This is a genomic window from Pseudomonas frederiksbergensis, from assembly GCF_017114915.1.
In the GTDB taxonomy this organism is placed as follows: domain Bacteria; phylum Pseudomonadota; class Gammaproteobacteria; order Pseudomonadales; family Pseudomonadaceae; genus Aquipseudomonas; species Aquipseudomonas frederiksbergensis_I.
On sequence record NZ_JAAUOE010000002.1, the window covers coordinates 270,584 to 290,934 of the forward strand.

The 20,351-nt window shown below is 60.6% G+C and carries 16 protein-coding genes and 1 tRNA gene; 5 read left to right on the plus strand and 12 right to left on the minus strand.

Going from position 1 to position 20,351, the window contains the following annotated elements; translation table 11 throughout:
- Positions 1–130: 130 nt before the first annotated feature.
- Positions 131–2,056, minus strand: coding sequence for a phosphodiesterase DibA (dibA, locus tag HCU66_RS02770; RefSeq protein ID WP_205887039.1), 1,926 nt, complete (start codon positions 2,054–2,056; stop codon positions 131–133).
- Between the two features lie 148 nt (positions 2,057–2,204).
- Here dibA and desA point away from each other — a divergent pair, with 148 nt between their 5' ends.
- Positions 2,205–3,386, plus strand: a complete 1,182-nt coding sequence (gene desA / locus HCU66_RS02775) for a delta-9 fatty acid desaturase DesA (protein WP_205887041.1) — start codon at positions 2,205–2,207, stop codon at positions 3,384–3,386.
- Positions 3,387–3,625: 239 nt separating this feature from the next.
- The gene (locus HCU66_RS02780; protein ID WP_205887043.1) at positions 3,626–4,615 is read left to right on the plus strand and encodes a GGDEF domain-containing protein; all 990 of its coding nucleotides are present in this window, start codon (positions 3,626–3,628) and stop codon (positions 4,613–4,615) included.
- A 132-nt stretch (positions 4,616–4,747) separates the two neighbouring features.
- Here the strand turns inward: HCU66_RS02780 and HCU66_RS02785 are convergent, their stop codons facing one another.
- The 3 genes from HCU66_RS02785 to gabD all read right to left on the minus strand — a co-directional run bounded on the left by HCU66_RS02785 (position 4,748) and on the right by gabD (position 8,994).
- A complete protein-coding gene (locus HCU66_RS02785; RefSeq protein WP_205887045.1) occupies positions 4,748–5,962 on the minus strand; it encodes a response regulator in 1,215 nt (404 codons plus the stop codon).
- 136 nt (positions 5,963–6,098) lie between these two features.
- Positions 6,099–7,376, minus strand: coding sequence for a 4-aminobutyrate--2-oxoglutarate transaminase (gene gabT / locus HCU66_RS02790; RefSeq protein ID WP_205887047.1), 1,278 nt, complete (start codon positions 7,374–7,376; stop codon positions 6,099–6,101).
- 175 nt (positions 7,377–7,551) lie between these two features.
- The gene (gene gabD / locus HCU66_RS02795; RefSeq protein WP_205887049.1) at positions 7,552–8,994 is read right to left on the minus strand and encodes an NADP-dependent succinate-semialdehyde dehydrogenase; all 1,443 of its coding nucleotides are present in this window, start codon (positions 8,992–8,994) and stop codon (positions 7,552–7,554) included.
- A 349-nt stretch (positions 8,995–9,343) separates the two neighbouring features.
- On the opposite strand from gabD, the gene HCU66_RS02800 reads away from it, so the two are divergent.
- Both HCU66_RS02800 and HCU66_RS02805 read left to right on the plus strand, forming a co-directional pair.
- A tRNA-Arg gene (locus HCU66_RS02800) sits at positions 9,344–9,420 on the plus strand.
- 182 nt (positions 9,421–9,602) lie between these two features.
- Complete coding sequence (locus HCU66_RS02805) at positions 9,603–10,598, plus strand: restriction endonuclease (protein WP_205887051.1); 996 nt, start codon at positions 9,603–9,605, stop codon at positions 10,596–10,598.
- Between the two features lie 330 nt (positions 10,599–10,928).
- On the opposite strand, the gene HCU66_RS02810 is transcribed toward HCU66_RS02805, so the two are convergent.
- From HCU66_RS02810 to HCU66_RS02830, 5 genes are all read right to left on the minus strand, one after another.
- Positions 10,929–11,198: a hypothetical protein gene (locus tag HCU66_RS02810; RefSeq protein ID WP_241015327.1), complete on the minus strand. Its 270-nt coding sequence runs from the start codon at positions 11,196–11,198 to the stop codon at positions 10,929–10,931.
- Positions 11,199–11,218: 20 nt separating this feature from the next.
- A complete protein-coding gene (locus HCU66_RS02815; protein ID WP_205887052.1) occupies positions 11,219–11,839 on the minus strand; it encodes a hypothetical protein in 621 nt (206 codons plus the stop codon).
- On the minus strand, positions 11,836–12,417 hold the full coding sequence (locus HCU66_RS02820; protein WP_205887053.1) for an RNA polymerase sigma factor: 582 nt from the start codon (positions 12,415–12,417) through the stop codon (positions 11,836–11,838). The genes HCU66_RS02815 and HCU66_RS02820 overlap by 4 nt, the downstream gene beginning before the upstream one ends.
- 8 nt (positions 12,418–12,425) lie before the next feature.
- Complete coding sequence (locus HCU66_RS02825; RefSeq protein WP_205887054.1) at positions 12,426–14,147, minus strand: vWA domain-containing protein; 1,722 nt, start codon at positions 14,145–14,147, stop codon at positions 12,426–12,428.
- 88 nt (positions 14,148–14,235) lie between these two features.
- A complete protein-coding gene (locus HCU66_RS02830) occupies positions 14,236–14,796 on the minus strand; it encodes a YbhB/YbcL family Raf kinase inhibitor-like protein (RefSeq protein WP_205887055.1) in 561 nt (186 codons plus the stop codon).
- 140 nt (positions 14,797–14,936) lie between these two features.
- On the opposite strand from HCU66_RS02830, the gene HCU66_RS02835 reads away from it, so the two are divergent.
- A complete protein-coding gene (locus HCU66_RS02835; RefSeq protein ID WP_205887056.1) occupies positions 14,937–16,466 on the plus strand; it encodes an FAD-dependent oxidoreductase in 1,530 nt (509 codons plus the stop codon).
- Here the strand turns inward: HCU66_RS02835 and pgaD are convergent.
- Genes pgaD through pgaB form a run of 3 tightly spaced genes read right to left on the minus strand, consistent with a single transcriptional unit; the run spans position 16,463 to position 20,341 of the window.
- Positions 16,463–16,990, minus strand: a complete 528-nt coding sequence (gene pgaD / locus HCU66_RS02840; protein WP_205887057.1) for a poly-beta-1,6-N-acetyl-D-glucosamine biosynthesis protein PgaD — start codon at positions 16,988–16,990, stop codon at positions 16,463–16,465. The two genes, HCU66_RS02835 and pgaD, sit on opposite strands and share 4 nt — an antisense overlap.
- Positions 16,987–18,342: a poly-beta-1,6-N-acetyl-D-glucosamine synthase gene (gene pgaC, locus HCU66_RS02845; RefSeq protein WP_205887058.1), complete on the minus strand. Its 1,356-nt coding sequence runs from the start codon at positions 18,340–18,342 to the stop codon at positions 16,987–16,989. The genes pgaD and pgaC overlap by 4 nt, the downstream gene beginning before the upstream one ends.
- 1 nt (position 18,343) lies before the next feature.
- Positions 18,344–20,341 carry a poly-beta-1,6-N-acetyl-D-glucosamine N-deacetylase PgaB gene (gene pgaB / locus HCU66_RS02850; protein ID WP_205887059.1) on the minus strand — a complete coding sequence of 666 codons (1,998 nt, stop codon included), beginning with the start codon at positions 20,339–20,341 and terminating at the stop codon, positions 18,344–18,346.
- Between the last annotated feature and the right edge of the window lie 10 nt (positions 20,342–20,351).

The window sequence follows — 20,351 nt, forward strand, 5'->3', positions numbered from 1 at the left end:
GCCTGGCAGTGGCGGGCACTGCTTAAGGCGTGGAGCAATAGTAGATAGGCGCACATATTCTTAAAAATACTATTTAAGAATTTTTATATAACCAGAAGAATGATCACTCCCATGCTCCGCATGGGAACGATCAGCGCGGTAGAATCACCGGCGCCCGAACCCAATCCAAGGAAGCCGCCGGTACAGGCCGCCCAAACCAGTAGCCCTGCCCCAGATCGCAATCGTGCTCGAGCAGGAAAGCCGCCTGCTCGACCTGTTCAATCCCCTCGGCATGCACTTGCATCCCCATGCTCTGCGCCAGCGCAACGATCACCCGCGCGATTGCCGCGTCATCCTCGTCACCCGGCAAGCCTGCGACGAATCCCTGATCGATCTTGAGCTTTTGCACCGGCAAGCGCTTAAGCCGTAGCAACGACGAATAGCCCGTGCCGAAGTCATCGATGGCCAGCCGCACGCCCAACTCGCGCAAGCGATGCATCTGCTCCAGCGCCACTTCCGGATCTTCCATCACCGCACTTTCGGTGACTTCCAGCTCCAGATACGCCGGATCCAGGCCGGTGTCGTGCAGCACCTGAGCCACCTGCTGATACAACTCGCGGCGGGCGAACAGGCGCGAAGAAACGTTCACCGCGACAAACGACAACGCCACGCCCCCCGCTTGCCACTGGCACATTTGCTGACAGGCCTGGCGCATGACCCAGGCATCGATCTCGGCAATCAGCCCGGTGCGTTCGGCAATGGGGATGAATTCAGCCGGCGACACCAGCCCGCGTTGCGGATGCTCCCAGCGCACCAGGGCCTCGACGCCGATCAGGCGACTGGTTTTGAGGTTGTGCACGGGCTGGTAATAAACCCGCAACTCCTGCTGCTCCAGCGCTCGACGCAACTCGAACGCAATCTCCACGCGTTGTTGGGCGTGTGCGGTCAACTCTTCTGTATAGAGGGCATAACCGTCGCGGCCGGCGCTCTTGGCCTTGAACAGCGCCGAATCGGCGTTGCGCAACAGTTGCTCGGCACTCAAGGCATCGCTGGGGAACAGACTGATGCCGACACTGGCATTGATGAACAACGAATGCCCGTCGATCTGGAATGGCTCCTTGAGGCCATCGATGACCCGTTGAGCCAGCGCTGCGGCGTGCCCCGGTTGCGGGCAATTTTCAGCCAGTACCGCAAATTCATCGCCACTGAGCCGCGCCAGCGTGATACCCGGGCCGAACAAGGCCTTCAAACGCTCAGCCACGGCCTTGAGCAGTTGATCACCGACACTGTGGCCGAGGCTGTCATTGATCAACTTGAAATGATCGAGGTCGATCATCAGCAACGCACACCCGCGCTTATGGACCTGCGCCGAAGCCACGGCCTGCCCGGCCCGGTCGGTAAACAGCAGCCGATTAGGCAGATCGGTCAGCGGATCGTGGTGGGCCAGGCGCGTCAGTTCATCCTCGGAGTTCTTGATCGCACTGATGTCGGAAAACACTGCCACGTACTGGCTGAGCCGCCCCTGCTCGTCATGAACGAGGCGGATCGTCTGCCATTGCGGGTAGATCTCGCCACTTTTGCGACGGTTCCAGATTTCACCGCTCCATTCGCCGAGGCTCTCGAGTGTCACGAACATCGCCTGGTAGAAGCCTGGCGGGTGATGGCCCGACTTGAACATGCTCGGTCGCTGACCCAGCACTTCCTCGCACTGGTAGCCGGTGATTTCCATGAATGCCCGGTTCACATGGACGATCAGCCCTTTGCTGTTGGTGACCAATACCCCTTCTCGGGTGCAATCGAACACCGCGGCCGCCTGACGCAAACGCTCCCGGTCTGCATTGCGCTCACGCAATTTGGCGCCGACGCCCAGGCAGCGAAACAATCGTGCCCGTGCAACGAAAATCAGCCCGGCACTGAACGCCACCCAGGCATAACCGTTGATCAGTTGCCAGCGCAGCAAGTCGGTGGAATTATCGAAGAATCTGTTCAATAAATAACCACTAAACTGGAGCCAGGTGACGGAAAGCACCAGGTAAAGCAGCGCTGCACGCAAGGCATCGCGATATGTGGCTGACATTCGAGCGTCCATGTCCCTACAAAAAAGGCTGGAATTATAGTTTAAAGAAACATCCGGCCACTCTTATCTGAAAGGGCGACTGGTTTTATCTCTGGGCTTAGTGATAATGCAACGGCGGTTTTTTTCTTTATCGAGGGCCCTATAGCCTATGTGGTACGAAGGTTTTCTTGGCTTATCGCCCTGGTCACTGGTGGCAGTCACCCTACTGATGACCCACGTGACGATCATTGCCGTCACGGTCTATCTGCATCGTTATTCGGCCCATCGCTCGCTCGAGCTCAATGCTGGCCTGAAACATTTCTTCCGCTTCTGGCTGTGGTTGACCACGGCGCAGAACACCCGCGAGTGGACGGCTATCCACCGCAAGCATCACGCCAAATGCGAAACCGTCGACGACCCGCACAGCCCGGTGATCAAGGGGCTCTCCACCGTGCTGCGCAAAGGTGCCGAGCTGTACCGTGCCGAAGCGGAAAACCCCGAGACCCTGCGCATCTACGGCAAGAACTGCCCCGAAGACTGGATCGAGCGCAACCTCTACAGCCGCTTCCCGCTGCTGGGCGTGGCGATCATGGGTGTCATCGACCTGCTGTTGTTCGGCACCATCGGCATCACCATCTGGGCCATCCAGATGATGTGGATCCCGGTCTGGGCCGCCGGCGTGGTCAATGGCCTGGGCCATGCTATCGGCTACCGCAACTTCGAATGCCGCGATGCGGCGACCAATCTGGTGCCCTGGGGCATCCTGATCGGCGGCGAAGAACTGCATAACAATCATCACACCTACCCTAACTCGGCCAAACTGTCGGTGAAGAAGTGGGAATTCGACCTCGGCTGGGCCTGGATCCAGGTCTTCAGCTTCCTGCGTCTGGCCAAGGTCCAACGGGTCGCGCCCATCGCCCACCGTGTCGAAGGCAAAGGCAGCCTGGACATGGACACCGCCATGGCAATCCTCAACAACCGCTTCCAGATCATGGCCCAGTACCGCAAGCTGGTGATCGCGCCGCTGGTCAAGCAAGAACTGGAAAAGGTCGATCACTCGGTCCGTCACCAGTTCCACCGGGCCAAGCGCCTGCTCTCCCGGGAAACCAGCCTGCTGGATGACAAGCACCATGTGCGCATCCAGACCATGCTCGAGCACAGCCAGGCGTTGAAGGTAATTTACGAGAAACGTCTGGCCTTGCAGCAGATCTGGGTCAAGACCAGCTCAAATGGTCACGACATGCTGGCCGCCATCAAGGATTGGGTACACGAGGCCGAGGCCAGCGGGATTCAATCCCTGCGTGATTTCGCCGACCAGTTGAAAACCTACTCCCTGCGCCCTGCCACCTGACCTGTAGGAGCTGCCGCAGGCTGCGATCTTTTGATCTTGAAAGAGCAAAATCAAAAGATCGCAGCCTGCGGCAGCTCCTACAAACGCGTCGCCAGTACCGCCCAGCGGGAGCACGCCCCCTCGTTACAAAAAGCGGGAACTTCGCCCCAAATCCCCTATCTCAAAGACACTTCGCCATCCAGGCGGGCTTTGTGTTGGCCGCTGTCGAATTAGCGGCACGCCCTTTGAGAGTTGTGCCGATGGTCAATGAAAACCTACAAGACACATCCCTTCCCCAGTGGCCCGAGGCCGCGCAAACGCTGATGGCGCTGATGCATGCCCAGGGCGAAGTGGCGCGCCTGAGCGAACGCGAGCAGCTGTTCAGCTCGCTGCTGGTCAGCGTCAACGCGGTGCTTTGGGCATTCAACTGGGAAACCCGTCAGGTGCTCTACGTCAGCCCGGCCTATGACCGGATTTTCGGCCGACCCGCCGGCCTGTTGCTGTCCGACTACAGGCACTGGCGCGACAGTATCTATCCCGACGATCTGGACTACGCCGAACGCAGCCTGGCGCAAGTGCTGGTCAAAGGCGCCGTCGAGGACCGCGAGTACCGCATCATCGCCGCTGACGGCCAGGTGCGCTGGCTCAGCGACAAGTGCTTCATCAACCGTCAGGCCGAGCCAGGCCAATCGACAATCATCGTCGGCATTGCCGAAGACATCACCGAAAAGAAGCAGATGGAAACCGAACTGCAACGCCTGGCCACCACCGACGTATTGACCCAAAGCAGCAACCGTCGACACTTCTTCGAAGGCGCCCATCGCGAATTCGAGCAGGCGCGCCTGCAAGGCAAGCCGATGGCCTTCCTGCTGCTGGACATCGATGACTTCAAAGTGATCAACGACACCTACGGCCATCCGGAAGGCGACAAGGTGCTGCAACGCATTGCCGAGAGCGGTCGCGCGGCCCTGCGGCGTGGTGATCTGTTCGGACGGATCGGCGGTGAGGAGTTTGCCGCGGTGTTCCCCGGCTGCGCACCGGACATGGCCATGCAAGTGGCCGAGCGCCTGCAACGGGAGATTCAGCGGTTGAGCTTCAGCCATGGCGGCCAGACGTTCGGCATCACCGTCAGCCAGGGGCTGAGCAGCCTTACGCGAGAGGACGAAAACCTCGACAGACTGTTCGCCCGCGCCGATGCGGCGATGTACCAAGCCAAGCGCCAGGGCAAGAACCGGATAATCTGCGGCTGACCGACTTGCCATGATCGTTCCCACGCTCTGCGTGGGAATGCCGCCCGGGACGCTCCGCGTCCCTTCGCAAGTCGTGACGCAGAGCGTCACAGGATGCATTCCCACGCAGAGCGTGGGAACGATCTACAAAGCCTATTTTTTGCGTAAACGCATCAACTCCGGCAATCCGATCTTGAGCAACCGCGCCGTACGACTCTTCGCTAACCCCTCGAGCCCCTCATGCTCGGTCAGGCGCGCCAGTTGCGCGGCCATGTTCATCACCAGTGCTTCGCGGGAGTAAACCCCGCCACCGAGCTGATAAACCGCTGCAATCAACTCCCGCAGCTCCAGGGGCAAGCGCCAGCGGGTTCGCAGCGCCGAACCGTAGGCCGCGCCGAACTCGGCCAAGGCATCGCCGACTTCCTCCAGCTCATCCAGCTCACCGCCGGCCTGCTTCCACTCCTGCAAACAGCGCAGCAACGCCAGGTCGCCGAGGCGATGCAGCATGCCCGCGCAATAACAGCGCTCCTGATCCAGATCCAGCAAGCGCGCCAGCGTCCGCGCGTATTCGGCGGTATGCAGGGACAACTCCCAATAACGCTCGGCATAGTCCGCCAGTTGCGGATCACTGAGCCGGGCACTGCGCTTGAGGGCGAGGCCCAGAATCAGGTTCATGCTTTGCCCGGTGCCCAAACGATGCAGCGCCTGGGACAGGGTTTGCACGGCGGCGCCATGATGCTGGGCCGCGCTGTTGGCGGCAGCGATCAAGACAGCGGTGACTTGCGGATCGGTGCGAATCTCGTCTTCCAGTCGCGTCAGATTGAGGCCATCGGGATTGAGGCTGCGCTTGATCGCCACTTCCACGTCGGTCATCAACGGCGCCCCGTCCGCCAACTCACGACGCCGCTCCAGGTACACCGACAAGGTCATGCCCGGCGCCAATGACGGCACCTCGCAGGACACCTCTTCACCGGCGTTCAGCAGCAAATCCTGCAGGCGCTGGGTCAGGTTTTCCATGTTCAAGGGTTTGGTCAGATACGCCGTCGGCGCCAGAGGCAAGGCTTCGCGCACGCTGGCGCTGTCATTGCGGTTGCTCATCAGAATGAACGGCAGCGGCGGATTACGTTTGCGCTGGCGAACGCTGCGCAACACATTCAGACCATCGACGCCGGGTAACTCCCAGTCGGCGATCACCAGGTCGTAAGGATTTTCCGCCAACAGGTGCAGGGCCTCCTGGCCATCGGCACACAGGTCCAGCCGTGCGTCGCAACGCACATTCAACAACACTTGCTTGAGCAGGTCGCGGGCCCAGGGGTCGGCCTCGGCAATCAGCACACGCGGTACAGCGGGTAACTCCACAGCAGTCATCTGCACACTCCAACGGCAATGTTTGCACCTTAGTCAATGCTGGCCATTCGATACAGCTCAATTGCCCCTGATGTGTTTCAAGCCCCATAAAAAAACCCGCCGAAGCGGGTTTTTTGTCGATCAGATCACAAACGGATCAGAGCTCGGCGAAGCACTCTTCGATGATCGCCAGGCCTTTGTCCAGTTGCTCGTCCGGCGCGGTCAGCGGTACCAGCACACGCAGAACGTTGCCGTAGGTGCCGCACGACAGCAGGATCAGACCTTTATCGCGAGCCTTGGCCACAACGGCTGCTACAGCCGTCGGGTTTGGCTTGTGGCTGTCACCGTTTTCGAACAGCTCGACCGCGATCATCGCGCCCAGGGCACGCACGTCACCGATCACCGGGTACTTGGCCTGGATGGCTTTGAGGCCAGTGACCAGACGCTCGCCGACTGCTTTGCAGCGATCCAGCAGGTGCTCTTCTTCGAACACTTCCATCACGGCCAGGGCTGCGGCGCAAGCGATCGGGCTACCGGCGTAAGTGCCGCCCAGGCCGCCTGGCGCGATGGCGTCCATGTATTCGGCCTTGCCGCACACGCCGGCCAGCGGGAAGCCGCCAGCGATGGATTTGGCGAAGGTGGTCAGGTCGGCGGCAACGCCCATCTGTTCCATGGCGAAGAAAGTGCCGGTACGGCCAGCGCCGGTCTGCACTTCGTCAGCGATCAGCAGGATGCCGTGCTGGTCGCACAAAGCGCGCAGACGCTGCATGAACTCTTTAGGCGCGACGTAGAAACCACCTTCGCCCTGCACCGGCTCGATGATGATCGCGGCGATGTCACGCGGCTCGGCGTCGTTCTTGAAGATGCGTTCGATGCTGGCGATCGAATCGTCGATGCTCACACCGTGCAGTTCATTCGGGTACAGCGCGCGGAAGATGCCGCCTGGCATCAGGCCCATGCCGGCCGAGTAAGGCACGACTTTACCGGTCAGACCCAGGGTCATCATGGTGCGACCGTGGTAAGCGCCGGTGAAGGCGATCACACCGGCACGGCCAGTGGCGGCGCGGGCGATCTTGATGGAGTTTTCCACGGCTTCGGAGCCGGTGGTCACCAGCAGGGTTTTCTTGGCGAAATCACCCGGTACCTTGGCGTTGATTTTTTCGCACACTTCCACGTACGGCTCGTAGGCCAGTACCTGGAAGCAGGTGTGGGTCAGCTTGTTCAGTTGTTCGGTGACGGCGGCGATGATTTTCGGGTGCACGTGACCGGTGTTCAGCACAGCGATACCGCCGGCGAAGTCGATGAACTCACGACCTTCAACGTCGGTCACGGTGGCGTTCTTCGCGTGGTCGGCGAAGATCGGGTGAATCTGGCCAACACCACGGGGTACAGCAGCGGTGCGGCGGGCCATCAACTCAGCGTTAGTCTTGCTCATACATTCCTCATTCGCCGCTCATCGGTCGGCGTGGCTCAAGGATTAAGTGGCGGGGAAGCAACTACGGCAGCATGCGATGATCGACTGCCACAGCGTTCCCGGCCACAGAGAAAATTCCGTTTGAAGCGCACAAAGGACAGCGCTCTCGTGCCCTTTGCGCTTGAAGCAATTGGACTCAGATACCCAGGCAGAGGTATTTGATTTCCAGGTAATCTTCGATGCCGTACTTGGAGCCTTCACGGCCCAGGCCCGACGCCTTGATGCCGCCGAACGGCGCGACTTCGTTGGAGATCAACCCGGTGTTGACGCCGACCATGCCGTATTCCAGGGCTTCAGCCACACGGAACACACGGCCCAGGTCACGCGCATAGAAGTACGAGGCCAGACCGAACTCGGTGTCGTTGGACATCGCGATCACGTCGGCTTCGTCTTTGAAGCGGAACAGCGGCGCCAATGGGCCGAAGGTTTCTTCCTTGGCCACGGCAGCGTTATTCGGCACGTTGGTCAGGATGGTCGGCTCGAAGAAGTTGCCTTGCATGCTCTTGCCGCCCGCCAGCACGGTGGCGCCTTTGCCGACGGCGTCAGCAATGTGCTCTTGAACCTTGGCCACGGCCTTTTCGTCGATCAGCGGGCCAGTAGTGGTGCCGTCTTCCAGACCGTTGCCGATCTTGAGTTTGGCCACGGCCACTTTCAGCTTCTCGGCGAACGCATCGTAGACCGAATCCTGAATGTACAGGCGGTTGGCGCAGACGCAGGTCTGGCCGTTGTTGCGGTACTTGGAAATGATCGCGCCTTCGACGGCCTTATCCAGGTCCGCGTCGTCGAACACAATGAACGGCGCGTTGCCGCCCAGCTCCAGCGAGACTTTCTTGATGTCCTTGGCGCACTCGGTCATCAACTGACGACCGATTTCGGTCGAACCGGTGAACGACAGTTTGCGCACGATCGGGTTGCCGGTCAGCTCGCTGCCGATGTCGCCGGCGCTGCCGGTCACCACGCTGAACACGCCGTTCGGAATACCGGCACGCTGAGCCAGTTCAGCCAGAGCGAATGCAGAGAATGGAGTTTGCGAAGCAGGCTTAAGCACCATGGTGCAACCGGCGGCCAGGGCCGGGCCGGCTTTACGGGTGATCATCGCGGCCGGGAAGTTCCACGGAGTAATCGCAGCGGTCACGCCGATCGGCTGCTTGATCACGATCAGGCGCTTGTCTGGCTGGTGGCCCGGAATCACGTCACCGTAGATGCGCTTGGCTTCTTCGGCGAACCACTCGATAAAGGAAGCGGCGTACACGATCTCGCCCTTGGCTTCAGCCAATGGCTTGCCCTGCTCCAGGGTCATCAGGCGAGCCAGGTCATCCTGATTTTCGATGATCAGCTCGAACCAGCGACGCAGCTTGTTCGCGCGCTCCTTGGCGGTCAGTGCACGCCAGGCCGGCAGCGCTTTGTCAGCGGCTTCGATTGCACGACGGGTTTCAGCAGCGCCCATTTTCGGCACAGTGCCCAGAATTTCGCCCGTTGCCGGGTTATTGACCTTGATCGTTTGACCGTTGTCCGCATCGACCCAAGCGCCATCGATAAAGGCTTGCTGGCGGAACAACTGGGTGTCTTTAAGCTGCATGTCGGCTTTCCTTAACAGCACCGCGGCCAGCGCGGAGCAAATTATGATTGTTGAAAGGCGCCTTAAAGGCTGCCGTCAGGGAAATCATTCACCGGGCTGAAGCACATAAATAGCGCACTGATCGAACTCGTGCGGTTCAGCACCCAGACAAGAGCGTTTGAAATCTCAAACGAATCCTAGGATCAAAGGGGGTAAAGGACAATAGGCTGTTCGAAAAAAAGAACGAAAACGCCGCATTTGCCTATTTTTTCGGATCAGCGTAGCAAACGCAGGTTACGCTTTGGAAAAACGCAGACGATTCAGCAGCATGGACGCCCGCAGCGCATATGAGTATCATGGCGCCCGCATTGCACCAGTAGCTCAGCTGGATAGAGTACTGCCCTCCGAAGGCAGGGGTCGTGGGTTCGAATCCCGCCTGGTGCACCATATGTAGAAACGAGAAAGCCTCAGGCCGTTGGGTCTGGGGCTTTTTTGTGTCTGAGATTCGGCAATTGCTGTCGACGCCTGAAACACCTACCTTATCCTGCGTTTTCCTCACGCTTTCAATATGGCGATCAACGCCAGATAGCGTATGCACCGGTGCGACCTACAAGAACTAAGGAAGTGACATGGCCAAAATGTGGATGATTCGTGGCGAGTCTGGCCGGTTATACGACGATTTCCGTGAACGCGGTGTCGCCGCAATTGGATGGTCACAACTCGCGCCGCTGGCCAAACCTGGTATGACGCGCAAGGAAGTCACTCGCCTCTACCAAGACATTGAACCCAATATCAAACCCGGTACCGCTATTTCAGGCGCCTCACAGGTCTGGCGCTTCATCAATGAAATTCAGCCCGGTGATTGGGTGGTGACCTACTCGCCCGCTAACCGCACCTATTTAGTGGGCAAAATCACTGGCGACTTCAAACACAATCCTGACCTGGCCGACCTCGGAATGTCACTGACCCGCCCGGTTCAATGGCAAGCTCAGGAAGTCGACCGCGACAGCCTGAGTGCTGCGAGCAAGAACAGTCTCGGCTCCACACTCACAGTCTTTGTCGTACCGGACTTCGCGCTCCAAGAGCTTAAAGCGATGGCGGCTGGAGATAAGCCGCCCGCGTTACCGCCGGCTGAAGAAGAGTATCCCGACAGCGATCCTCTGGCGGGCATGGAGAGTCTGGCTCTCGAACGCATCAAGGATCTGATCAACGCCTTGCCTTGGGATGATATGCAGGGCTTGGTCGCAGGTATCTTGCGTGCGATGGGCTACAAAACTCAGGTCTCCCCTGCTGGCCCTGATCGTGGGAAAGACATCATCGCGTCGCCGGATGGATTCGGTTTTGAGAATCCGCGGATCATCGTTGAGGTCAAACACCGCAAAGACCAGATGGGCAGTCAACAAATCCGTAGTTTTCTTGGAGGCCGGCATAAGGATGATCGTGGGCTTTATGTCAGCACGGGCGGATTCAGTAAGGACGCCTACTACGAAGCAGAACGGGCCAGTGTGCCGCTGACGCTTTGGACGTTGGACAACCTCGTGCGTGCGTTGATTGAGCACTATGGCCAAACGGATTCGGAGACCAAGAGATTGATTCCACTGAAGCTGACTTACTTGCCACTCTAGTCGAGAGGGCCCATGACAGCGCAGTGGTTGATGATGTGGTGAAAGTTCTGACGCAACCTCCGCAGACGGCGACGCCACAAACCGCAGAATAGCGGCCACTCACCCTTGAAATGCGCCCCGATTTTTCGGGGCCTGCAATTTTTGGATGAGTGTTTTCATCGACGGTTACGCTCCGCTTCAACCTCATCAATGAGTGCATCAAGCTCGGCAGATAGTGTTTCGGCAGGAATAGCCGGACGCGGGTCATTACGGCTGACGCCAATAGACTCACGTATTTCTGCGGCTCGTTGCTGATCGGCCAGGTGCGGCAGGGGGTGAGCAGCAGACTCGTTATTCTGTCGTCCAGTCAAACTCGTCGTACTCATCATCGTCTTCTTCGTCCTCGATCAACTCATCATCAAGAACGTCTTCCTCAAGATCCTCTTCTGCCTGCTTCGCCAGAAGAAACTCCTTACGACTCTCAGTCACTGCTCGCCGCAGTTCTTCACCCTTCACCGGGCAGTTGAGCATTTGGGCGATGCGGTCGATTTTTTGGGCCACGGCATCCTCCAACGCATCGGCTATGGGCTGATAGTGCGCGCTTTCGGGTGTTGTTGCCAAATCGTCGGCCGCTGTTCAGCTCATTTTTTCTGCAATTCCTTGAGTCGGGCCGCGAGGTTTTCCTTGGGAAAGCGCTTGTGCAATGTCGTCATCAACGCTTCGGCGGCTTGGGTTTGTCCGACGTCTTGCAGGCGTATCACTTCACGTAATTGATCATCCAGAGACTTGACCGGCGCTGTGGCGCGTTTGCTGAGTTTTGCTTCGTCAGCCATTTCGCTATTGATCGACTCACGCTGCATCGGTGCGGAAAACTCCGCCATTGGCGCAGCGGGTGCCGGAGCCGACATAGCATCGACCGGCTCATCCAGGGAGCGGGCAGTGGCTTCCGGTTTGGCGAGCGGTGCGGAGGCTTTGGGCGCAGGTGCGAAGTCATAACTCGGCAGTTGCTCCGGCGTGCGTTGCACCAATGCCAGCATCAGCGCCACGCCAACAAGGCTGGCGAATGCCACTTGCCAGCGGGGTTGTTGGCAGGCGTGGAGCCAGCGTTGCCACAGGTTTGGCTTGGGCCCCGGAGCTTCGCGGTGTGCGGCGGCGAGGATGAAGGCGTCGAGGTGCGCCGGTGGTTCGCCGCTGCTGTGGTCGCGGAAGTGCTTGAGCACTTCTTCGTCGGGCGATGGCGGTGTTTGTTTGGCGTCAGTCATGTCAGTACCTCCTCGGCCAGCAGCCGACGCAGTTTTTGCTGGGCGTAGCGCAAGCGGCTTTTAACGGTTTCCAGCGGGGTTTCGGTGAGGGTGGCGATCTGCGGCAGGTCGAGGTCGCCGTGGGCGCGCAGCAGGAACACTTCGCGCTGGTCGGCGGGCAGGGTTTGCAGGGCGGTTTCGAGGCGTTGACCGTCGCGGCTCAGGCTCAGCAGTTGTTCGGGGTCGGCGGCGTCATCGATGACGGCGTGTGATTGCTCGTCATAGCTGTCGTGCAAGGGGTTGTGGATGCCGTGTTTGCGCCAGTGATCGATCAGGCGGTTGCGGGCAATCTGGTAGAGCCAGGTACGAAAGTTCGCCCGGCCTTGTGGCTGACTGGCGCTGCGGATCAGGCTCAGCCAGGTTTCCTGATACACCTCTTCGGCCAGTTCGGGTTTGCCGCTGAGGCCGAGGAGGAATCGATACAGGCCCTGGCGGTGGCGGGCGTACAAAACTTCGAACGCTGCCCCCTCGCCAGAGCGATAACGCGCCAGCAGCGATTCATCGCTGCCGGCGCCGGAGCTGATTGCTGGATCGGACATGTCAGCTTTCACTCTATCCGGTTGTCGTTGGGCGGTTGATTCGAGGCGGTGGAGGTTCGCAGGCTCTGCGCCAATTCCACCAATTGCACGAACTCAGCGCGCAGGCCGAACTGATCGTCCCCCCGTGCGCCACGGGCCAAGGCTTCTGTGTCTTTCAGGCTGAAATCACCGGTGTAACGTCCGTCCTTGAGCTGCTGGGAAAACGCGGCGACGGCGGCGGCAAAGCGTAGATCATCGCTGGCGGCCGAGAGTTTGCCGGCGTCACCCTTCAGTATTGGCCGCTCGATCAAGCGACTGTTCCCACCTTCCGGCAACTGATAACGCACCCGCAGCATCGCCATTTCTCCGTTTTTTGCGGAAACATCGGCCGCCGATTTGCCATAGCGCAAGGGTTCCAGCCAGCCCTTCTCGCCCTTGGGCACAATTTCGTACAGCGCCGTCACTGTATGCCCTGCGCCGATTTCTCCGGCGTCGACTTTGTCGTTGCTGAAATCCTCACGCTTCAAGGCACGATTCTCATAACCCAACAGCCGATATTCACTGACCTGCGCCGGGTTGAACTCCACCTGCAGCTTCACGTTTTTCGCTACTACTGCGAGGGTTGAGCCGAGTTGATCCACCAGCACTTTGCGCGCCTCACGCAGGTTGTCGATGTAGGCGTAGTTGCCATCGCCGGCGTCGGCCAGTTGCTCCATCAGGTGTTCATTGTAGTTATCCACACCAAACCCCAGGGTGGTCAGGGACACGCCGGTCTTGCGTTTATCCACAGCCATTTGCTTGAGGCTGTCGAAGTCGCTGATGCCGACGTTGAAGTCACCGTCGGTGGCCAGCAGGATGCGGTTGATGCCTTTGGGGATGAACGCCTGCTGCGCCATTTGATAAGCCAGTTCGATACCCGATGCGCCGGCGGTCGAGCCGCCTGCGGTCAATTGATCGATGGCGGTACGAATTTTCGCTTTTTCCCGTCCGGAAGTCGGCTCCAGCACCACGCGGGATTGTCCGGCGTAGACCACCAGCGAAACCCGGTCCTGCTCGCGCAGTTGATCGACCAGCAATTTCAGCGTGCTTTTGACCATGGGCAAGCCTTCGCGACGGTCCATGGAGCCGGACACGTCCACCAAAAACACCAGGTTCGCCGGGGCCAGCTCCGCCACTGCGCGATCAGACGCTTTGATGCCGATGCGCAGCAATCGGGTATGCGGGTTCCAGGGTGACGGCGCCAGCTCGGTGGTCACGCCGAATGGCGAACCGTCGGTGGGCAAGGCGTAATCGTAGGGGAAGTAATTGACCATTTCTTCCAGGCGCACCGCTCCTTCCGGCGGCAAACGCCCCTGATTGAGCAAGCGGCGGACATTGGCGTAAGCGCCGGTATCGACATCGGCGCTGAAAGTCGAGACCGGCGCCTCGGCCACGCTGTGAATCGGGTTATCGGCCAGCGTTTGATATTGCTCGCGCTGCTCATCCCGATAGCCCTGTGGATAAGCCTCCCCGGCCGGCATTGGCGCGAAAGCGACCGACGGCGCCGGTCGCGCGCTGTGCTTGGCCATCGCAGAGTCAGCCATGACGGCTTCGCGACGCACCAGCGCTTCTGTTTTCGGTTCACTTTGAGCCGGCGGCGCCACCACTGCCGAGTCGGGTGAGGATGATGCGCCGCAACCGGCAATGGCCAGCAGCAACCCGGCGGCGAAACCCTGGGCGGCCGGGCGGAGGACATGCAGAGGGAGGGACATGGGGGCTGACCTCAGGAGGAAATTGACTCATTCATCCTCTGAGACGGACAGCCCGCCGGGTTCGGGTTAACTCACCGGAAAAAAATCTTCAGCGGTGATAACGCCGCACCACGCTGCTGTTTTTCAGCACATGGCCTTTGATCTGTTCCAGCAGCTGCGCGCGGGTCAGGCCGGCGGGCAAAGCGTCTGGCGCCAGGTCCAGGGCGTAGAGCTGGATGATGTAGTGGTGGGAGCTGTCGCCGACGGGCGGGCAAGGACCGATGTAGCCGGTGGTGCCTTTGATGTTGGTGCCGCCTACGCCTTCGAAGGCGGATTTGGCGCCGACGCCGGCCGGGATCTGCCGTGTCGTGGCCTTGATGCCATAACGAATCCAGTGATCGACGCCCTGGCCTTTCTGGCCGTCCGGGTCGTGCATGACGATGGCGTAGCTGAGGGTGCCCGGGGGGCCGGCGTTCCAGCTCAGGGCCGGAGACTGATTCTTGCCGCCGCAACCGCTGGCATCGCTGGCCTGTGCCGACGTGAACAGCCGATTGTCCGAAACACCGGGAATGCTGAGGGTGAAACGCTCCTGGGCCTGCGCCGGCAACTGCACGCAAAAGGCGACTGCAACGGCCGCCAGCCAAGGGTTCAAAGAGGTCAATCGGGTCATACCGGAGCACCTTGTGCGGGGTGGGGCCGTCGTCGGCTGGCAAACTATAGCCGGACCGTTCGTGCGGTGGCAGCGGCAATTGGCTGAACCTCGGAATAAGCGCCAAACTCCTAATTGAAACACCTGTCTGGAGATCGATCATGGCACTGCACCGCGTCGCCCGTTTCGCCGATGTGCCCCACGACCGTGGCCTTGAAGTCCGGATCGACAAGACGAAAATCGTCTTGCTGCGGGTGGGTGATCAATTGCGCGCCTATCAGGGCAGATGTCCCCACGCCGGCGCCCCTTTGGCCAAAGGTGCGCTGTGTGAGGGACGGCTGATCTGCCCGTGGCACAAGGCGGCTTACCGGCTCGAAGACGGCGCGTTGTGCGAGCCGCCATCCCTGGACAGTCTGCGGCGCTACCCACTGGAAATCCGCGACGATGAGGTCTGGGTCGACGACCAGCCGATGCCCACTCCCAGCACCCCGCCGGCGGACGATCAGCGAACCTTTGTGATCATCGGAGCCGGTGCCGCCGGTACGGCCTGCGCCGCTGCGCTGCGGGAGAAAGGCTTCGGCGGCCGGGTGTTGCTGATCGACCGTGAGCCCGAGGCCGGTTACGACCGTACGGCATTGAGCAAATTCGTGATTGCCGGAGAGATGCCGCCGGACGAAGTGCCGCTGCTGCGCGATGAAGATTTTTATCGCGACCAGCGCATTGAACGGATAAACAGCGATGTGTTGGGCCTGGATGCACCGAGCCGGACCCTACGCCTGGCCGATGGCCAATCGCTGAACTATGACGCCGCCGTGATCGCCACCGGCGGCATACCCAAATCCCTGTCGCTGCCCGGCGCCGATCTGCCGCAGGTATTCGTGCTGCGCTCGATAGCGCAGGCGCAGCAGATTCTGAGTGCCGCGAAACCCGGTCAACGGGCAGTGATCGTCGGCAACAGCTTTATTGGTCTGGAATCCGCTTCATCCCTGCGTCAGTACGGCCTCGATGTCACCGTCCTGGCCCGCCACGCCATCCCTTTCGCGGCGCAATTCGGTGATGCCGTCGGCAAGGCGATTCGAGCCCTGCACGAAGCCAACGGCGTGGTATTTCATACCGATGGCGAAGTCGCGAAGATCGAAGGTGCAGGCAAGGTCGAAGCGGTGCTGTTGGACAACGGCCAGCGCTTGCCCGCGGATCTGGTGCTGGTCGGGATTGGCGTCACCCCGGCGACCACCCCGTTTACCGATCTGCCGCAGGAAAAAGATCAGTCATTGAAGGTCGACGGTGGAATGCGCGTGACCGACGGGCTCTGGGCCGTCGGCGACATCGCGACCTTCCCCCTCAACGGTCAGCCGCAACGGATCGAACACTGGCGCCTGGCTCAGCAACAGGCGCGAATTGCGGCGGCGAATATGCTCGGCGGCGACGAACGCTACCTCGACGTGCCGTATTTCTGGACCTGGCACTTCGGTAAAAACTACGACTACCTCGGACACGCCGAGGCCTGGGACGAGGTTGAATTCAAAGGCGACCCTGACCATCCACCGTTTATCGGCCTGTTCGGCAAGAACGGCGTGGTGGCAGCGGCCGTGGCCTGCGATCAGGAGCGGGCCATGGCGATGCTCGCCGAACGGATGAAACAACCGCTGTCGGTGGACGAGGCGTGGCGGCTGATTCGGGATTTTGGCTAGACGTGGCTCATCGGCTCCCGATTGTCGTCATCTTCGGCCGGCAGGCGAATCACGAACGGATGCTCCAGCGGCGCCAAGGGCGGTGGTAGCTCGGCCGGGTCGACGGGGAAGAGGTGCGTAATGACATGACTCACGTCGCCATCCTGATTGTTGTGAATGGTCATCGAGCCGGGTTTGCGCAGCTTTTCCAGACGATCACCGGTCAGCTTGAAGCTTTTGCTCAGCCCCTGATCGTCCACCACCGGCGCCGGCAAACGGCGCTGGGCGAAGCGCTTGCTTTTGCGCTGTTGATAACGCGCCCAGCCAATCAGGATCACCGCGTTCAACAGCGCCACCCACAGGTAAATCTGCAACGTGCCGAGGGCGTCGAAAAACGATGCATCGATGCGCGGGCCATCATGGGTATCGATCAACGACCACACACCCTGCGCCAGCAAATACAGCAGCCCGATCCACGCCAGTACGGTGAAGAAAACGTCGATCACGACCAGAAAGGGCCGTTGCCGGGTTCTGATGATTTTCATTTGATGACCTCCTCTTCATCGTCATCCAGCGGCCTGATGCCCCGGTCCGGACTGACCCAGCGCGCACGCTTCTGATGTCGGCCGAACAGCACTTTGGGGAAGCTGACCAGGGTGGTGAGCAGGCTGATGAGCCAGAACACCAACGGATACCAGACCACCCAGAACATGGTCTTGCCCAGTCCCTTTTCGTAACGGCGGTCGATCAGGATACTGACGGCGAATTGCACCAGGCAGACCACCGCCAACAGCAGCCCGGTAAAGGCCGGTGGCATCAGATGATCGACGGCAATGGCGGGCGGCATGTCGACGAATTTGCCAACGCCCCAGAAGATCACCGACAGCAAGAAGGTGAAGGCCCAACCGGTGGACAGGCAGTATTCGAACAGCAGCGGCCACAGGTAACGATGGCGGTATTGCCAGATGCCACGGATGTTCTTGAACAGCACCTCGGCGCCGCCCTGGGCCCAGCGCAGACGCTGCTTCCACAGGCCACCGAGGGTTTCTGGCATGAGGATCCAGCATAATGCGCGGGGCTCGTAGAAAATGCTCCAGTGATCCAGTTGCAGCTTCCAGCTGATGTCGATGTCTTCGGTGATCATGTCCGGGCTCCAGTAGCCGACCCGGTTCAGGGCCGTGCGACGGAAGGCGACGATTACCCCGGAGACGGTAAAGATCCGCCCGAACACCCGCTGGGTGCGTTTGATCAGGCCGATGATCGACGAGAACTCGCCGACCTGCACGCGGCCGATCAGGGTCGAACGGGTACGGACGCGCGGGTTGCCGGTCACGGCGCCCAGACGCGCATTGTCGAGCATCGGCGCCACCAGATACGCCGCGGTGTTCGGTGCCAGCAGCGCGTCACCGTCGATGCACACCAGGTATTCGCTGCGCGCCGCGATGGCGCCCATGCGCAGGGCCACGGCCTTGCCCTGGTTTTCCGCCAGATGCAGCACCCGCAAACGCGGATCCTGCGCCGCTAGCGCGTCGAGTACTGCGGCGGTGTTGTCCTTGGAGCCGTCGTTGATCGCGATCACTTCGATGTTCGGGTAATGCTGGGCCAGCGCCGCGTGGATGGTGTCGGCGGCGTTGTCGCCTTCGTTGTAGCAAGGGATCAGGATCGAGATCAGCGGTTCACCGGCCAGCGGTGGCGGCAAGGTGTCGATCCGCCACGGCCAGTGGCGCTCCCAGTGCAGCCAGAAATACAGGCCGCCGGCGATCCACAGCCCCGACATGAACAGTGGATAGAAGAACACGAAGTCCATCAGGAATTGCCCGGTGAGCAGAAAGATCAGCCCGAGGGGAACCCCCAGGACGATCGCCAGAACCAATAGGGCCAGAAGTCTGTCCAGCATGTTATGGATTCCACTTGTTGGAGAGCGCGGGCCGCACGGTTTTCAGGTCCGGCTGGTTTTCGAGAAAGTCGTCCGGGTAGTAGCCGAAACTGGTGGCGCCCTGGCGCTTGAGGCGGCCCATCCAGTCGGCCAACTGCTCGCCGTTAATGGCGGCGTCGGATTTTTTCGTCCAGTCTCGGGCCTGCAATTCGAACACCGTGCGATCGAGTGCGCCGGGACGGGATTTGACCGTCGCCACCAGCGCTTCGAGCCAGGGGCCGGATTGCTGACGGCTCTGTTTTTCCATCAGCGGCATGGCCATCGGCGCCGTCCAGTCGTAGGCGCCCAGGAAGTCGTCGAGGTTCTGCGCGAACCAGGCTTCGCTCTCGGGGTTGAGCATCGGCTCGGCGAACATATTGCGCGCCGTGCGCACTTGCGGACCGCGAATGGCGCGGACCTTGGCGGTCAACTCGTGAGTGAAGTCGATCAGGTAGCGACTCTTGAAGCGCGTCCAGCGTTGCAAGGTGGCCGGGGCGTCGCGCAGGGCGGCAATCGAACCGGGCAGACCGTTGGCGGCATAGACTTTGAGCGCTTCGGGGCCGGCGTCTTCGAAGTCCGACAGCACCGCGTCATCGTGATAGAGGACGCCGTCGACCGAGGTCAGGCGCGCCATGTCTTCGTAGATTTCACCGATGATGCGCCGCACGTTCGGATCGAACGGTGACAAGCGCTTGTACTGGTCGGGATCGACCGACGTGGTACCGGTTTTCGGGTCCCAACGGGTGACTCGCGGCAGCTTCGAATCCAGGGCAAAACTTAACACCGGCATCCAGGCATAGACTTTGACGTGAGCCCGAGTACGCAACTGCCAGGCCACGCGGTCAAAGAGGTCGGCACGCATCGGCAGGTGGCGGTTGGGGAAGTACAGCGAATGCACCAGGCCATCGCCCGCTGGGTCGGCGAAAGCTTGCAGGAACACCGTGCTGGGGCCCATATCGGCCATGCGCTGGATCAGTTTGCCGAGGTTGATTTCCTGTTGGGCCGGGTCCGGGTCGTAGACGTTGTCCAGGTCCACATGCACCACGCGCATCGGCGATTGGGACTGCACCGCGACGATGCTGTTGGCGAAGTGGGCGCCATCCGGGTCCGAGGCCACCAGAAAACGCGGGCCGCTCATCAGGTTGTCGAGGGCATCGAGGCCGTCGTCCAGGGTCAGGGCCATCTGATAACCCTGGTCGTTGATCACTTGCAACGAGGTGCCATCCGCCGCGCCGTACGGCCAGACCCAGACACGCGGCTTGTAACCGGTGGCCTTGCGGATCTTCTCCGAGATGGCCGCCACGTCGGCGCGCATCCTGGCCTGGAATTGGGCTTCGGTTTCGTAGCGCCCGGTCGCGGCGTCATAGCGCCGGGTCGCGGCCGCCGGCTGCAGGTTGCCTTGCGGGTTGGCCAGCACACCTTTATGGCTGGCGTCGGTGTGGGCGGCGATTTCCACCAGGCCGGATCGGGAAATCTCGCGGATCTGCTCCCAGGTCAGGAAGTCCGAACGCTTGCGCGGTGTACCGGCGAAATCCACCGGCTGGTTCAGCGGCGTATCAATCCATACCCCGACCGGCGCCAGCAAGGCGGGCCAGTTATAGGCGCGCAGCACCGGCATTACGCGGGTGTAGAAGCTCGAATAACCGTCGTCGAAACTCAGCAGGATCGCCCGTGGCGGCAAGTCAGGGCCGCCATTGCGAGCGGCGATGATCTGATCAACGGTGACCGGTTTGTAGTTGTTCTCCCGCAGCCACGCCAGTTGCTCGATCAGACGCTCGGTGTGCACGGCCACCACCGCCTGATCGGGGTCGAGGTCTTCGACATCGTGGTAAGCGATCCCCAACACATGGTTTTTCGGCCACGGCTTTTCATTGGCCGACACCGGGCGTTCGGACGGCGGTGCAAAGGTCGGGGCTTGCTGGGCACAGGCGCTGATCAACAGCACTCCCAGCAGAAGGATGAATCGCGAAATAAAAGGCATCTTCAAACTC

Excerpts from the sequence above, each read along its gene's own strand:
- HCU66_RS02785 (WP_205887045.1), bottom strand. The coding sequence starts at position 5,962 with ATGACTGCTGTGGAGTTACCCGCTGTACCGCGTGTGCTGATTGCCGAG.
- gabT (WP_205887047.1), bottom strand. The coding sequence starts at position 7,376 with ATGAGCAAGACTAACGCTGAGTTGATGGCCCGCCGCACCGCTGCTGTA.
- gabD (WP_205887049.1), bottom strand. The coding sequence starts at position 8,994 with ATGCAGCTTAAAGACACCCAGTTGTTCCGCCAGCAAGCCTTTATCGAT.
- HCU66_RS02780 (WP_205887043.1), top strand. The coding sequence starts at position 3,626 with ATGGTCAATGAAAACCTACAAGACACATCCCTTCCCCAGTGGCCCGAG.
- HCU66_RS02820 (WP_205887053.1), bottom strand. The coding sequence starts at position 12,417 with ATGTCCGATCCAGCAATCAGCTCCGGCGCCGGCAGCGATGAATCGCTG.
- pgaB (WP_205887059.1), bottom strand. The coding sequence starts at position 20,341 with ATGCCTTTTATTTCGCGATTCATCCTTCTGCTGGGAGTGCTGTTGATC.
- pgaD (WP_205887057.1), bottom strand. The coding sequence starts at position 16,990 with ATGAAAATCATCAGAACCCGGCAACGGCCCTTTCTGGTCGTGATCGAC.
- HCU66_RS02830 (WP_205887055.1), bottom strand. The coding sequence starts at position 14,796 with ATGACCCGATTGACCTCTTTGAACCCTTGGCTGGCGGCCGTTGCAGTC.
- HCU66_RS02825 (WP_205887054.1), bottom strand. The coding sequence starts at position 14,147 with ATGTCCCTCCCTCTGCATGTCCTCCGCCCGGCCGCCCAGGGTTTCGCC.
- HCU66_RS02835 (WP_205887056.1), top strand. The coding sequence starts at position 14,937 with ATGGCACTGCACCGCGTCGCCCGTTTCGCCGATGTGCCCCACGACCGT.
- dibA (WP_205887039.1), bottom strand. The coding sequence starts at position 2,056 with ATGTCAGCCACATATCGCGATGCCTTGCGTGCAGCGCTGCTTTACCTG.
- HCU66_RS02815 (WP_205887052.1), bottom strand. The coding sequence starts at position 11,839 with ATGACTGACGCCAAACAAACACCGCCATCGCCCGACGAAGAAGTGCTC.
- pgaC (WP_205887058.1), bottom strand. The coding sequence starts at position 18,342 with ATGCTGGACAGACTTCTGGCCCTATTGGTTCTGGCGATCGTCCTGGGG.
- desA (WP_205887041.1), top strand. The coding sequence starts at position 2,205 with ATGTGGTACGAAGGTTTTCTTGGCTTATCGCCCTGGTCACTGGTGGCA.
- HCU66_RS02805 (WP_205887051.1), top strand. The coding sequence starts at position 9,603 with ATGGCCAAAATGTGGATGATTCGTGGCGAGTCTGGCCGGTTATACGAC.